Origin of the sequence: Pseudoclavibacter soli DSM 23366, from assembly GCF_000423505.1 — a bacterium.
Lineage (GTDB): Bacteria > Actinomycetota > Actinomycetes > Actinomycetales > Microbacteriaceae > Pseudoclavibacter_A > Pseudoclavibacter_A soli.
On the sequence record NZ_AUIC01000006.1, the window covers coordinates 66,367 to 78,903 of the forward strand.

16 protein-coding genes are annotated in these 12,537 nt (G+C 62.6%); 4 read left to right on the forward strand and 12 right to left on the reverse strand.

Translation table 11 applies throughout. The annotated features are described in order from the left end of the window. Positions 1-176 precede the first annotated feature (176 nt). Positions 177-704: a hypothetical protein gene (locus G557_RS0106635; RefSeq protein WP_156877111.1), complete on the forward strand. Its 528-nt coding sequence runs from the start codon at positions 177-179 to the stop codon at positions 702-704. Positions 705-718: 14 nt separating this feature from the next. Further along, entirely contained in the window at positions 719-2,680 is a 1,962-nt protein-coding gene (gene ligA / locus G557_RS0106640; protein ID WP_036961719.1) for an NAD-dependent DNA ligase LigA, read from the forward strand. A gap of 109 nt (positions 2,681-2,789) precedes the next feature. On the opposite strand, the gene G557_RS12180 is transcribed toward ligA, so the two are convergent. From G557_RS12180 to G557_RS12190, 4 genes are read right to left on the reverse strand one after another with little or no spacing between them, the layout of a single operon-like run. Next, complete coding sequence (locus G557_RS12180) at positions 2,790-3,323, reverse strand: DNA adenine methylase (RefSeq protein WP_051224784.1); 534 nt, start codon at positions 3,321-3,323, stop codon at positions 2,790-2,792. Positions 3,324-3,365: 42 nt separating this feature from the next. Next, positions 3,366-3,629, reverse strand: a complete 264-nt coding sequence (locus G557_RS0106650; protein WP_028245433.1) for a DNA adenine methylase — start codon at positions 3,627-3,629, stop codon at positions 3,366-3,368. A 2-nt stretch (positions 3,630-3,631) separates the two neighbouring features. Further along, positions 3,632-3,973 (reverse strand): DUF6927 domain-containing protein, encoded by a 342-nt coding sequence (locus G557_RS13375; protein WP_028245434.1) that lies wholly within the window; start codon positions 3,971-3,973, stop codon positions 3,632-3,634. Positions 3,974-3,999: 26 nt separating this feature from the next. Continuing rightward, complete coding sequence (locus tag G557_RS12190; RefSeq protein ID WP_051224786.1) at positions 4,000-5,355, reverse strand: RNA-guided endonuclease InsQ/TnpB family protein; 1,356 nt, start codon at positions 5,353-5,355, stop codon at positions 4,000-4,002. Positions 5,356-5,430: 75 nt separating this feature from the next. Here G557_RS12190 and tnpA point away from each other — a divergent pair, with 75 nt between their 5' ends. After that, positions 5,431-5,874 (forward strand): IS200/IS605 family transposase, encoded by a 444-nt coding sequence (gene tnpA, locus G557_RS12195; protein ID WP_051224788.1) that lies wholly within the window; start codon positions 5,431-5,433, stop codon positions 5,872-5,874. A gap of 25 nt (positions 5,875-5,899) precedes the next feature. Here the strand turns inward: tnpA and G557_RS0106670 are convergent, their stop codons facing one another. Genes G557_RS0106670 through G557_RS13380 form a run of 3 tightly spaced genes read right to left on the reverse strand, consistent with a single transcriptional unit; the run spans position 5,900 to position 7,695 of the window. Next, positions 5,900-6,106 (reverse strand): hypothetical protein, encoded by a 207-nt coding sequence (locus tag G557_RS0106670; protein ID WP_028245435.1) that lies wholly within the window; start codon positions 6,104-6,106, stop codon positions 5,900-5,902. 48 nt (positions 6,107-6,154) lie between these two features. After that, positions 6,155-6,763: a DUF7448 domain-containing protein gene (locus G557_RS0106675; RefSeq protein ID WP_028245436.1), complete on the reverse strand. Its 609-nt coding sequence runs from the start codon at positions 6,761-6,763 to the stop codon at positions 6,155-6,157. 23 nt (positions 6,764-6,786) lie between these two features. Beyond that, the gene (locus G557_RS13380) at positions 6,787-7,695 is read right to left on the reverse strand and encodes a peptidyl-tRNA hydrolase (protein WP_051224791.1); all 909 of its coding nucleotides are present in this window, start codon (positions 7,693-7,695) and stop codon (positions 6,787-6,789) included. A 67-nt stretch (positions 7,696-7,762) separates the two neighbouring features. Between G557_RS13380 and G557_RS13385 the strand changes: the two genes are divergently transcribed. Then, entirely contained in the window at positions 7,763-8,908 is a 1,146-nt protein-coding gene (locus tag G557_RS13385; RefSeq protein ID WP_156877115.1) for a hypothetical protein, read from the forward strand. A gap of 42 nt (positions 8,909-8,950) precedes the next feature. On the opposite strand, the gene G557_RS0106690 is transcribed toward G557_RS13385, so the two are convergent. The 5 genes from G557_RS0106690 to G557_RS0106715 all read right to left on the reverse strand — a co-directional run bounded on the left by G557_RS0106690 (position 8,951) and on the right by G557_RS0106715 (position 12,506). After that, entirely contained in the window at positions 8,951-9,190 is a 240-nt protein-coding gene (locus tag G557_RS0106690) for a hypothetical protein (protein WP_156877116.1), read from the reverse strand. Positions 9,191-9,440: 250 nt separating this feature from the next. After that, positions 9,441-10,268, reverse strand: coding sequence for a hypothetical protein (locus G557_RS0106700; RefSeq protein WP_028245438.1), 828 nt, complete (start codon positions 10,266-10,268; stop codon positions 9,441-9,443). Then, positions 10,265-10,954, reverse strand: a complete 690-nt coding sequence (locus G557_RS0106705; RefSeq protein WP_036961723.1) for an exonuclease domain-containing protein — start codon at positions 10,952-10,954, stop codon at positions 10,265-10,267. Before G557_RS0106705 ends, G557_RS0106700 begins: the two co-directional genes overlap by 4 nt. A gap of 49 nt (positions 10,955-11,003) precedes the next feature. After that, complete coding sequence (locus tag G557_RS13390) at positions 11,004-12,023, reverse strand: hypothetical protein (protein WP_051224795.1); 1,020 nt, start codon at positions 12,021-12,023, stop codon at positions 11,004-11,006. Positions 12,024-12,050: 27 nt separating this feature from the next. After that, on the reverse strand, positions 12,051-12,506 hold the full coding sequence (locus G557_RS0106715; RefSeq protein ID WP_028245440.1) for a hypothetical protein: 456 nt from the start codon (positions 12,504-12,506) through the stop codon (positions 12,051-12,053). Positions 12,507-12,537 lie beyond the last annotated feature (31 nt).

Genomic DNA, 12,537 nt, shown 5'->3' on the forward strand with positions numbered 1-12,537 from the left:
GCCTTCGGCCGGGCGAGAGGGAGGGGCGAGCACATTAACTATGCCCGCCCGAGGCTGTCGCCCGAGTTCGGCTGCCGCCGGACTGCCCTGGCCGGGGCCGCAGGTCTGTCGACGATGTCTGCAGTGCCTGCCAGTCAGATGCTCTCGTTGTGAACCCGCCCGCGCACATGGTGGGTATGAGCAATGAAAAACAGGTCAGCAAGCACACGGATGCAGCGGAGCGTCACGAGGCGCTGCGTGCGGAATCGATCGAACGATCAGACACGGACGGGTTCGTCTCGCAATGGGCGAATGGGCTGGCTGCCCAGCGGGAGCGTGAGGAAGCTCTGCTGGCTGAACATGGCGGTCGTTGGGCGTTCCCGGCTCTGTTCGATCTGACTGGCGAGTTGGTACCGGCGAAGCTGATACGCACCCAGTACGGCAATGCGTGGCTGCTGCTGTCCACGGACGACCCGTACGGCTCATCCGAGGGGCTCGTCAGCCGCTCTCGTGCGCGGAAGGCTGAGCGCCGTCGGCAGACCATGGCGGCCAAGGGCTACCGGGAGGGGTTCGTGTATGCGACGGCTCGGGTCGCGGTCGTCGGCGACTCGGCGGCGACGGGGCTCAGCGGTGCGACGTCGGTGCGGTACAGTATCGTTCGCTCGGACGGTGGGTTCAGCCGCGACGTGATCTTCGCTCGTTGGGATGACGAGGATTTTCAGTGAATAAGGAGACCGTGATGTCGGCAGACGAGACACAATACGAGCACGATGTGGATTTGGCGCGCCGTGCGAGCGCAGCCTATTACTGCGAGGCCGAACCGATCATCACAGATTCCGAGTTCGACGCCCTACTGGAGGCGATACAGGCTTTCGAAGCGGCGCATCCCGAGTCGGTAATCCAACATGATCTGTTCACCCGTCCCGGCGGCGACGGGGGTGACGTCACCCATGAGAGGCCGATGCTCTCGCTGGACAAGGTCAAAGATCTTGCTGCCGTGCGGGCGTTCGTTCAGCGGATCACCGCTGCTGGTTCACTCGTGCAGTTGGAGCCGAAACTGGATGGTCTCGCGGTGTGTGCCGAGTACGCTGACGGGCATCTGGTCCGGGTCTCCACTCGCGGCGATGGGCACACGGGGGAGGACATCACTGCACGCGTGCGTGCACTGCAGGTGACCGGGTTGCCACATGCCCTCGACGGCGTTGCCGAGATTCGCGGTGAACTGCTGATGAGCCACAAGGACTTCCTCGCTACGAATATGAGACGTGTGCGTGCCGGTCATGCAGCGTTCGCCAACCCACGCAACGCGATCGCCGGGACGGTTCGCGCGTCTGCACTCGACTATGTCTCCGACGCGACGTTTATCACCTATGACGTGCCGGGGACAACGGCTGACGCACCCGCTCTGCCGGGGCTGATTAGGTCAGTGGATCTCATGGTCGAAGCCTGCTTCGCCGACGCCGACGCCCTGCTCGAGCGCCTGGAGCGCTTCGGTACCGAACGCACATCCGAAGACTACCCGTATCCGACGGATGGGATAGTGCTGAAAACGGTCGACGCCGGGCTCCGCGAACATCTCGGGCACACGTCACGCGCGCCGCGCTGGGCCATGGCGTACAAGTACGAGGCCACCTCGGCGACTACGGTGCTTCGAGACATCGTCATGGGTGTCGGGCGCACGGGCAACATCAGCTTCACCGGGGTGTTCGACCCGGTGACTGTGGACGGGTCGACAATCGGTCGAGCCACACTGCACAACTTTGACTACATCCGCTCCCGTGACATCCGCATCGGCGACCATGTGGAGGTGTACAAGGCCAACGACGTCATCCCTCGTATCGAGCGGTCGTTTCCCGCGCTGCGCTCCGGGGCAGAGCAGGTGTACGAACCGGAGCGTGTGTCCCCTGTCTCGAACAGTGCACTGGACACCTCCGAGGTGATCTGGCGTTCGACTGATCCGTCCGATTCGCTGGGGTCGTGGATCAGCTACGCGGTCAGTCGAGACTGCTTCGACATCGAGGGTATCGGCGGCGAGATCGCTGCCGCCCTTGTTGACGCAAATCTGGTCGACGACATCGGAGATCTGTTCTTTCTGCAGGAGGACGACCTCGCTGGTCTCAGACTCAGCCGAGGACGGTTCCTCGGGGAGAAGAACGCCGTCAAGATCGTCGCCGAGATCGAACGTGCGAAGGTGAAACCGCTTGCGCGGGTGATCACCGCGCTCGGTATTCGCAAATCCGGGCGCACGTTCGGTCGCCGTCTCGCCGCACACTTCCACACCATGGAGGCTTTGCAGGCAGCGTCCGAAACCGACCTGCTCGAGGTGGAGGGTGTGGGGCCGGAGCGAGTCCGACTGTTCCGCGAAGGGCTCGAACGACTGACGGACGTGATCGCCAAGCTCTCCGCTGCAGGTGTCAACATGGGGGAGGACCCCACAGCAGCAACTGACGCTGCCTCTCAGCCGCTCGCCGGGATGACCGTCGTGGTCACCGGCGCCATGACCGGGCCGCTCGCGGGTCGTTCCCGCAACGAGATGAACGAACTCATCGAGTCGTTGGGCGGGAAGGCTTCCGGGTCGGTGTCGAAGAACACCAGCCTGCTCGTCTGCGGGGAGGAAGGCTCGTCGAAATGGGTGAAGGCGAACACGCTCGGCATCCGGATCGTCTCCCCGGAAGCGTTCGCGTCCGAGGTCGGGCTCTGAGCACACACGCATAATCGGGTAGTCTTGATGAGTCGATGCTGGGGTGAAACCTCATCCCCCTGAGGCGCTGTAGGCAGCGACTCACTCCAGCATCGGCCTACCTAGCGCCTCAACGCGGCGTGATCAGCAGCTCCACGTCTTCGTGCGCCCGGCCGGCTCGATGTGGCATCGGCAGGGCGGACACGCGCATCCCGTCGTAGAGTTCACGCACAAGCGGGTGATCGTCGTAAGTGAGCGCCCACGATCCGGACAGTCTCCGTAGTGCCTGTGCAAGGCGGCGGTGATCTTCGGTCTCGAACGAGCGCTCGTACAGCCTGGGCGCGTCTTCGACATACGGCGGATCGCAGAACACGAACACGTCCCGGGCGAGTCCTGCCGTATCAAGCTCCTCGATACACGCCACACCATCTTCGGCGTCAAGGATGCGCAGGCGTGTCCGCAGCTCATGCACAACGCGCAGGCGCTGCTCCAGGCTACTGGGATTGAAGCGCGAAGCGACTGTGTTGGTACCGTTCTGCCGGGTGCCGCCGATCGCCCCGGAAGTGCCGGCCACGATGCCGGAGAAGCTGCACCTGTTGACGACGAACGCCGCGTACGCGAGCTCGAATTGATCGACTTCGGCGTCCCCATACGATCGCTCCACCAGCTCTCGGCAGTGATAGAACAGCTCGAGGGACGGCTCCGTCTATCCGACGCGCTCGCAGAGAGCGTTCCCGTCTGGTGAGAGGATCACTCTCCAGAACGCGCGCAGCGCCGGGTTCGCTTCGACCAGCCACGCTTCGGGAATGCCGAGTTTGGTCACGGCGGATATGGCAGCACCAGCCCCACCGGCGAACGGCTCCAGCCAGACTTCGCACATGTCTGCGGGCGCCTGCCAGAACAGCTCGGCCAACACAGGTGCGATCTTGGCCTTCCCACCGGGGTAGCGCAGCGGTGACGGGTATCTCATGCTCAGCTGAGAGCCGGAACGGGCAGATCGGCGCCGCTACTGTCGACGGCAGCGATCACCTTCCGTGACAGCACCACCTGATCGGAGACACTCAACCGGATGCCGGTGGTCGCGTCATACCAGCGCCTGCCGACATGGCGGAAATGGGCCACCAGCCCGATTCGCTGGAATCTGAGCGGTTCGGCGACGGTGATCCGATGTGCAGTGTGTGCGACCGTCTTCAGCTGTGCGTACTGTCGGCACCGAGCACGCCATTGACGAGCCTGCTCGTCGTCGGTGTCGGTGAGAAGATCGAGAATCCGAGTCGGACATTCGCTCTGGTACGGGCCGGAGGTCTCGTCCATGTCTTTGTACAGGAAGTTGCAGTGAACTACGGCGACGCTGAAGACGTCGCCGCTTCCTGTTTCATTGGCCGTGTGCCAGTAGTGTCAAGGAACGTGAAGTTCATTGTCGCTGCTGGTCTTACTTGGGCCTCCGCAGGAGTTCCAGTATGTTCCGTACTGGTAATTCCGGTTGCCATGTTGGCGAGCCGGATCATGTTTCTGGCCGCGTGGATGTCACGGTCGGCCGTGTACCCACAGGCCGCGCATGTGAAGGTGCGCTGGCTGGGGTCGTGTTTCGTTTTGTGCCCACATACGCAGGTCGCGGTGGTCGCGGCCCATTTGTCGAGCACGGTGACGCGTTCGTGTGCGACGAGGGCCTGTTTGACCCGGCCGAGCACTGACACTTGGAGACGTTTTCCACCGCGGGCGCGCCCGCTACGTCTCTTCCAGGTTGCGAGGGATTCGTCCTGGATGTACACCCGCTCGTTTTTGAGGAGCTCGTGAACAATCTTGTTCGCGGCGTCGTCTTTCCGGCGGGTGATTTTCTGCGCTTGCACACGGATGAGTCCAAGAGTCTTGGCCCGGTTCGCTGATCCCTTTTTCTGCCGGGCGAGTTTCCTGCGCAGCCGACGGAGGCGATCGGTTTCTTCGAACATGGCGTCGATCTTGTCACCAGTAGACAAGGTGATATGGGTTTTCACACCCATATCTATCCCAACCTCGGTACCGGGTTGGAAACTCTGAGTCTGCCTGCCAACGGCTTCGGCAGGTGGAGTGTATGTGGTCAGCATCAGATGGTACCCATCTGGGCGTTGCACCAGTTTCGCGTTCGCGAACTCTGACGAGTCCGGCAACTGGCGCAGCCCGCGCACGCGCATCCACCCGGAGATGTTCTGAATCTTCACCCTGTTTCGGGCACGATCGATTCGGTGCGTGGACCCCGACTGCTTGAGATCGACGGAACTGACCTGACGTGTGAACTTGAGACGTCCGACCTTGCGTCCGCGTTTTTTCAGACTGGACAGTGTCCGCAGATTCGCGACAATGCCAGAGAGAATGGACTGACGCGCCTGACCGCCGAGTACCCGAAACTCACGCTGTTCGATCACACCACCCGGCAATACCACCGGCACCTGATCACCAAGTTCCTTCAATACACCAGGGGTGAAATCCTCAGCGCCGATGATGTGGTTGCGCAGCCATTTCGCTTCCAGGAACAGACGCGCCAGCTGTTCGCGCTGCGTGGCACTCAAATGACTAGCCGTGATTTTCAGATCACGGACTTGGCAGATCATATGTCTGCGCCGCAGCCGTGTTGCCTTGGCAGTGGCTTTGATCTGGGCGTTCTTGGCCAGTCTGGCGGCATCGCTCATATGCTTCGGGGAACTCGCCTTCGCGACCATACGACACCACCTCCAAACCAGCCATGTTACGATGATAAGCGCCTATATAACATGGTACCAGAGGGCGGTGACAACATGGGATCCAAAACGGTGCTGAAATACCATCTCATCCTCACCACCAAGTACCGCCGGCCGGCGCTGGCTGGCATCGAACAATCCGTGTACCAAGCCATCCGAGCAGCCGAAGAACTCTCCGAATTCAAAATCCTCGCGATGCAGATCGAGCACGGCAACCACATCCACCTCGCCATCCGGACACCCCCCAACTACTCCATCTCGTCACTAGTGAACAGGATCAAAGCCATCTCCACTACCAGACTCTGGGATACCGAAGCTGAACACCTCAGACACCACTACTGGGGGACACGCCACAAGCTCTGGCACGGAGCCTACTGGTGTTCAACCACCGGAAACGTGTCCAGCGCGACCGTGCTCGACTACATCAAGCACCAGGACGGACCATCCGAACACACCCAAGACCCACGAAACGCCAACCCCGCGATTCATCGGCGCAGCTAAAGACCACGCCGCTCTCTCGCCAACGCTATCTGTAGTCACGCCGGTCGTAGCTCTTCATGGCGACATAGGCCCAGACTTCGCCGGTCTCGACGGTCTGAACGGCTGCGTAGAACGTGCCACCGGGACCGCCGATGCTGGCGCAGTCGAGAATGGTGTGCTCGGCGCCGAACTCGCGTTGGAAGAACTCCCTATCCGTCGTGCCCCGATCGCGATGTGTACCTGTCCAGCCCATGATGTCTCCTCCTGTGTATGTCTCTGAGGGAGGTTGTGCGCGGACGCCTTAATCCTGCTTCGGCAACGAAACGGAGATGCTGAACCCGGTGCCGTAGTATCCGTTGTCGTCGTTGCCGTGCACGGTGAGGACGGCCGCCCCGGGGGTGCTGAGCCCGCCGGCGTACACGGTGATCTGCAGTTCCTCATCCCCGTCGGTTCCGGGCAGGTCGCTGATGTCGCGGCAGGGGAACTCGACGCGGGTGATGGCATTGTCGAACGGAACTATTCGGTCGATCCAATACGCACCAGCCCCGCAGTGAGAACAGCCATTGTTGGTGTGGATGGTCAGTTCCACCCCGCTGTCCAAAATGAGTGTGTCCTGCTCACCCCACGCGCGAGCGTCGTGCCGACCGACACCAACGATTCGCCGACCGAGCAGCAATGCCCGCAGCTGATCCGTCTCGCGGTCGCCGAAAGACCAGCGCTCGGGGGTAAGGAAGCTGAACCTCCGCGCCCACGTAGTCGCATCCACGCGGGTGAGCCTGCCTGACGGCAGTGCCCTGTAGGCGACGGTGGCCCTGCCATGAGAGGGACCAGCGGGGTCCTCGACAACGATCACCTGTCGTGCGTCTTTGCGGCGCAGCCACAGCTCGCCGGGGAGGGGTTCTATTTCCATACCCGCACTGTGCGCGGAGCGACTCAGGCGAACGTCCAGCCGGTCTGGCGCAGGTCGCTGTGCTCGACGCGGCCGTCGTCCGTCATGAGCACGAAATCACTGCCGTCGACGTCGACGACTTCCCAGACAGTGCCGTCCTGGTTGGCGATGTCGAAGTAGGTGACTCGGTCTCCGGGCTGCGCTCGCCCAGAGACATGTGCACCGCGCTCACGGGTGACGTTGTTGAATCGGGTGGTCAGGTACTCGAGTTCGACGGCGCCCACCTGCCACGCGCGGACGGTCTCTGTATCCGGTGCGATCTCCGTCCGGCCGGCGTCAATGATGCGAACCGGGTCGAGCTCCGGCGGAAGTGCCTCAAGATCGTCGACTCCGAGCAGCAGGCTCGGTCGCAGGACCCATTGGCGCCGTTGCTCGGCAGTGAGCCGGAGCGCCCACCCCATGACGGCATGGGCGACCTGCGCTGCGGTCTTGCCTGTGGTCATGTCGACGCGACCGTTGATCAGCACCAGCGGCGCATTCGCCTGTGCTCTGCCGATCCACTGTGGGGCGAGCCGTGGCTGAATACCCGGGCGCTCCCGCAAATCAAGCCCGCTGACCTGCAGGCGCGAGACCGCATGTGGGAGATCATCGCGAAGCATCGGGTCGAAGGCGTACGCACGTGCCTCGCCCACGCACACCATGCTCGACGGCAGGCGCTCCGCGGTGGCGACGACCCCTTCAAGGCGCGCCGACCGGGTGACACGCCGAACCACTTTCGCGAAGGGTCCAGCCAACCACTTCTTCCACGGGTGCTCGTCGATGTCGGACTCACACAGTCGAACCGTTGACGCCATGGCTACGGCCGCAACCGTCGACAGGTGGTCGGACGGAAACACGACGATGTTCTGCGCGTACTCGGTTGTTCGGTCGTCGTGTTCTGAATGCTCGGTCATGATGGTCCTTCTCCTCGGTGGGTACCCTGTGCGCGGTCAATTAGAATTGCCGCGAACGGGGGAGTAGATGACATCCGATGATGAGCTGGCCCGCATTGCTGCACAGGTAAGGAAACGCATGCGCAGCAGTGCCGTGGACGTCTCGGTGAATGTGGCCGAAGCGATGCAGGTCTTCGCTCCGCTGGGATGGGCGATGTCCGCGGTGTGGCCGTATGAGGGTACGGTGCGCGCACTGGTAGCCGCGGAGAATGGCGCCTCTACTGCTCAGCTCGATCAGATGCTGACTGACGTCTGGAACGGGGAGCATGCCCGCTGGATGACAATTGGGACGGAACGGCTCCGGAGAGGCGGCAACGCTCACTGGCCATTCAAAGCTGACCTCTGGCGACGCGTCGCCTTAGTGGACAAAGCGATCGCTCACCACCAGGCGGGCGCTTATGAGGCGAGCATCCCCATCCTGTTCGCACAAGTGGAGGGGCTCTCGTTCGACATTACAGGGAAGGCCTTCTTCACCAAGCGAAGCCCCATTCCGGCGGTCGATGATGAAACGCTGGCGGGCATGGGCGGAAACCTCGATGTCGTGCGCGAGGTCTGCAATATGGATGTGGTACAGCGCCAGTCTCTGGGCCAGTTCTCCCGGCACGGAGTCATGCACGGACGGGAGCTCGCCTACGACACGAAAGTAAATTCAACGAAGGCGATCGTGCTAACCATCAGCGCTTTTGAACACTGGCTGCCTCAATCTGACAAGGTAGCGTTGAAGCTTCGATCCGAGCATGAGCGACAGGTCGCAGGCAAGACGGGTTTCGACGATAACGGGCGTCTGCTGGATGATCGGGGCGTGCCGGAACTTCGTCAAGTCAGATACGACCTTGAAGGCCGGTACATGCAGTGGATCAACACCGGAGGACGAGAACCATTCGACGTGAGCCGTGACATCTCTGAGCTCGCTTCCAAATATGGCTCCGATCACCGGCGATTCACGATTCGTGGCGAAAACCCCGCGTTCTGGTGGAGCTACGAACTGCCGAGCGGGCACGTCCTCGGTTGGGCAGCCCGCAGGATCCGCCCTGGAAAGCGTCCGCCTCACGAGTCATGGTGGTGGGATGCCCCGACCGCACCAGAGAGGGCTCCATGGGACGACGCATCCGGGTGGGCACAGTATTCCGGGGACGCTAAGGGTGCGTGGCGCCCGGACGAGATTCTCTTCTAAGCACGCCTGGAGGCACCTGCCTCCGAAGATCACTCAATCGCCTCAGCTGAGCTTGGCGATCTGGGTAGTGAGCCGGTGTCTGGTCTCCCACGGGTCACCGATGCGATTCGGGGCGAACGCGCAGGTCAGATACACGAACGTGACGAGGACGGTCTTGGCTCCGGGCTCCACCCGGTCGACCCGCCCAGTGGTTCCCTTTGCGATCCAGATCACATCGCCGGGTTTGAGGTCGGCGGCAGGGACGGTATTGGTCGGCTTCTCAGCTTGTCTGTTCGTGCTCATGACACCGTTGTGCGCGGGGGCCAACAGACCGCGGCTCTCGGTCAAGGCATATCTCGTTTCTGATCTCGGATGGCTTCGCGCTCGCGTTCGCTTCTGGTGCCCCTCTGGGGCTTCGGCGTGTGCGGCTGCGCTGCATTGGAGCGACGCAGTTCGCGCATGGCCTCGATGTACTTCGGATTCGCGCTCGGGTGGAACCCGGGGGTGCGGTTGTGTCGTGCCACGGTGGGTTCCCTCCTCGCTTCGGTGTTGATCACTGATGTGCGCGGGAGGCCGCCCGATCATCCGCCGCCGCCAGGATGCCGGCGATCCGCTCGGCCATCCAACGGAGGTTGTCGACTTCGGCGCTGCCCCGCTGGGTCAGAGTCTCCGTGGCTCGTCTGGCAGTCTGCAGATCAGCCACTGCCTCGGCGACGTCGTCGAATGAGACTCCTGCGCGCGGTCGGTTCCACCAGAACGTCCCCAGCCGTTGCTCGAGCGCCGCCGACAGGCTGTCAAGCGCTGCCTCATGTGCGGGGGTGCGTTGGCGGCCCAGTTGGTCCTGCAGGCGTTTCTCGGCCTCTTCGAGGCTGCGCTGCCGCCGCTCAAACGCCTTGCGGTCGTAGTCCTGCTGGACGTCCCTGTCGTGCTGAGCCCAGAGTCGGTGCCTCAGAAGCTTCGCCCACGCCACAGCCGGGTCGCCGGTTGGGGTGACGGTGGCGGCCGGTTTGACGACATGCATGGCTCGGCCGCCTTTGCGCACCGGTGGTGTCATCACGCCCCAGCCGACGGGTAGGTCGGCGTCGGCCGCGTCCTCGGCGAGCTCGATTGGAACCAGCAGCCACCAGCGGGTGCAGAATGCAGCCCATTCCGCCTTCGTGGGGTCGGCGAGCTCGCGCATCAGATCTGCTTTGGACACCTTGATCTCGAAGCCCTCGATCTCTCCCGAGCGCACACCGAAGGGAACCCAGAGCGCATCAGCACGGCGCGCCGAGCCCGGGATTGGAGAGCCGATCTCGTGGAAGAGCGCGCCGGTGATTCGGTTGGGGTCGCGGATTCGGTCATGTTCCAGTGCACGGTACAACTGCGCGGCGCTGGTCATGCCAACTCCCGAACAGGCCACGCCGGGTCGATTTGTGCATCCGGGGTACCACCGGCACGCAGGTACGCCTGGAACCGTTGTGCCCATGCCCGGTGCCAGAGCACCTCCTGCGCATGCAGCTCGCGCGGTGTGCCCGGGCCAATCAGCCGATAGGTCTCGATCAACTTCATTGCGAGGCGTGCTGCCATCAGGCAGTCTGCGTCCGCGGTGTGTGCCTGCTCCAGCACCGGCAGGCTATAGGTCGCGCTCATATCCGTCAACCGTCGATGTCCACGGCGCCTCGGCCAGCAGGCACGATCAATCACCAGCGGGTCAATGACATTCACCTCGGACAGCCAGTCGGTCGCAACCCCCAGACGGCGAGCCTCCGCGGCAATGAGCGTGAGATCGAACGGTGCATTGAACACGACCAGCGGTGTGCCATCCGAGGTGAGCCGCTCGAGTTCACCGACGATCCCCGGAATCGCTTCCGCCGGGGAGAGGCCGTGTGTGCGTGCGTGCGCATCACTGATGCCGTGGATCTTGGCTGCTTCGTCTGGGATGGGTATCTCGGGTGCGATCAGCCAGGACGCTTCGCTCACGTGCGAGTCCTGCTCGGAGTCGTAGATGCCGACATACGCGGTGACGATGCGGTCCGTCTGCGGGTCTGTGCCGGTGGTCTCGGTGTCAAATGTGATCAGTCTCATGTAAATGGCTATGCGGGAACGTACGCCGACCCATCCATCCCCAGCGGGGCTATTCTTTCCGCAGATTCAGCTCGTAGGCATGCTGTATCCGCTGCAGCTCGGCTTCACTGCCGCCGCTCAGGCGTTCGACGAGCTGCGTGTGTATCAGCTCCAAATAGGGCCGGATCGCGCACCTGTTCGGATCACGAACCATGCGCCAGAACAAGTCGGCCAGTGTGTCAGCATCAGCGTCCTCTACGCCGGTGAGGTCATAGACGGGCGCATTGCCGGCCAGCCGCTCATTGCGTACGAACCCGTCGGCGGTGACGGTGAAGCCGTCAGTGGCCCCGTGCACAGAGACATGTGCATCCCAGGCCTGCACGGTCTTGGCGATCGCCCAGCACGCGATGAGGAAGTCGTTACTCCAGTGAGTCAGGCTCATTTCGTAGTAGTCGTCGGCCCACGGAGCCCAGCGCTTCGGAATAGTGAGTGCATCGGCAACGACGGTTGGCACGTTGACGACGTAGTCGGCCAGCCAGTCTATGTATCCGCGCTGCTGCTCGTAGGGGTCACTCACCTGTTGAGCGTCTTCCCAGATTTGGGCACGCAGAGCAGCGATACCGTCGGCGAGTTCGACATAGCCTTCTTCGCGCGCCCGGCGCTCAGCCTGCGGGCTGGTGGTCTCCCAGCTGGTCTGAAACAGATCGTCGTACACAGCTTCGAGGAAGTCGTCATGGCCGAATTTCTGGACGCCATCGCTGCGTCGTCCCTGCAGCTTCTCAGCCCAGTATCGGTAGTCGATTTCGTCCGGGTCATCCGCGCCGGAGCGTGTTCTAAAGAAGCCCAGCATGTCGGTGACGCGAGCGAACGTGAATCCGTCGGCGACATCACCGACGATGGCGAGATACCCCGGCCAGGTGATGATGTCCCAGTGCCAGATGCCCGTGCCCGGCGCACTCATGCGCAGGTGTCGATACACGCCGGACTCTCGAATGACAGTCAGTCGGTGGTCTGCCGTCTGCTCCAGAAAGCGCGCATGCTCTTGGCGAAGACGCTCGGCCTTCGGGGTGAACGGCAGTTGCTCAGTCATGGGGGTCTTCTTAATGAGGCGGGAGCCTCAGTCCGCATCGTCCGCGGCGGCTTCGGCGTTCGAGAAGGCCTCCAGCAGCGACAGGTCGCCTGTCTGCGCGAATCGTTCGACGAACGGTTGCGTGAACATGTCGGTCAGCAGGGCGTGCTTGGCGAGAGCGGCGGAATGTACGAGCTTGTCAGAGTAGGGGTCGTCATCACCGACATGCTTATCTGCGTCCTCGAATTCGAGCTGGATGTGGATGCCGATGTCGAAGGAGCGCCCATCATCACTGTGCACGGTGAGCTCGGCGTCGATGGCGAAGTCTCCGTCCAGCTGCGAGAGGACCTGATTGACCTGATCCGGGTTGTTCTCGAGTGAGTCGAACACGCGTAGCACCCAGATGCCGCTGTTTTCCGGATAGGTGACCTTCAGCTTGACTCCAGTCTCGCTGCCGTCGTCGAGGGTGGCGTTCAGAGACAGTTCGGCTGTGGTGGTGGACATGAGGGCTCCTTTGGTTGAGGTCTTGACAGGT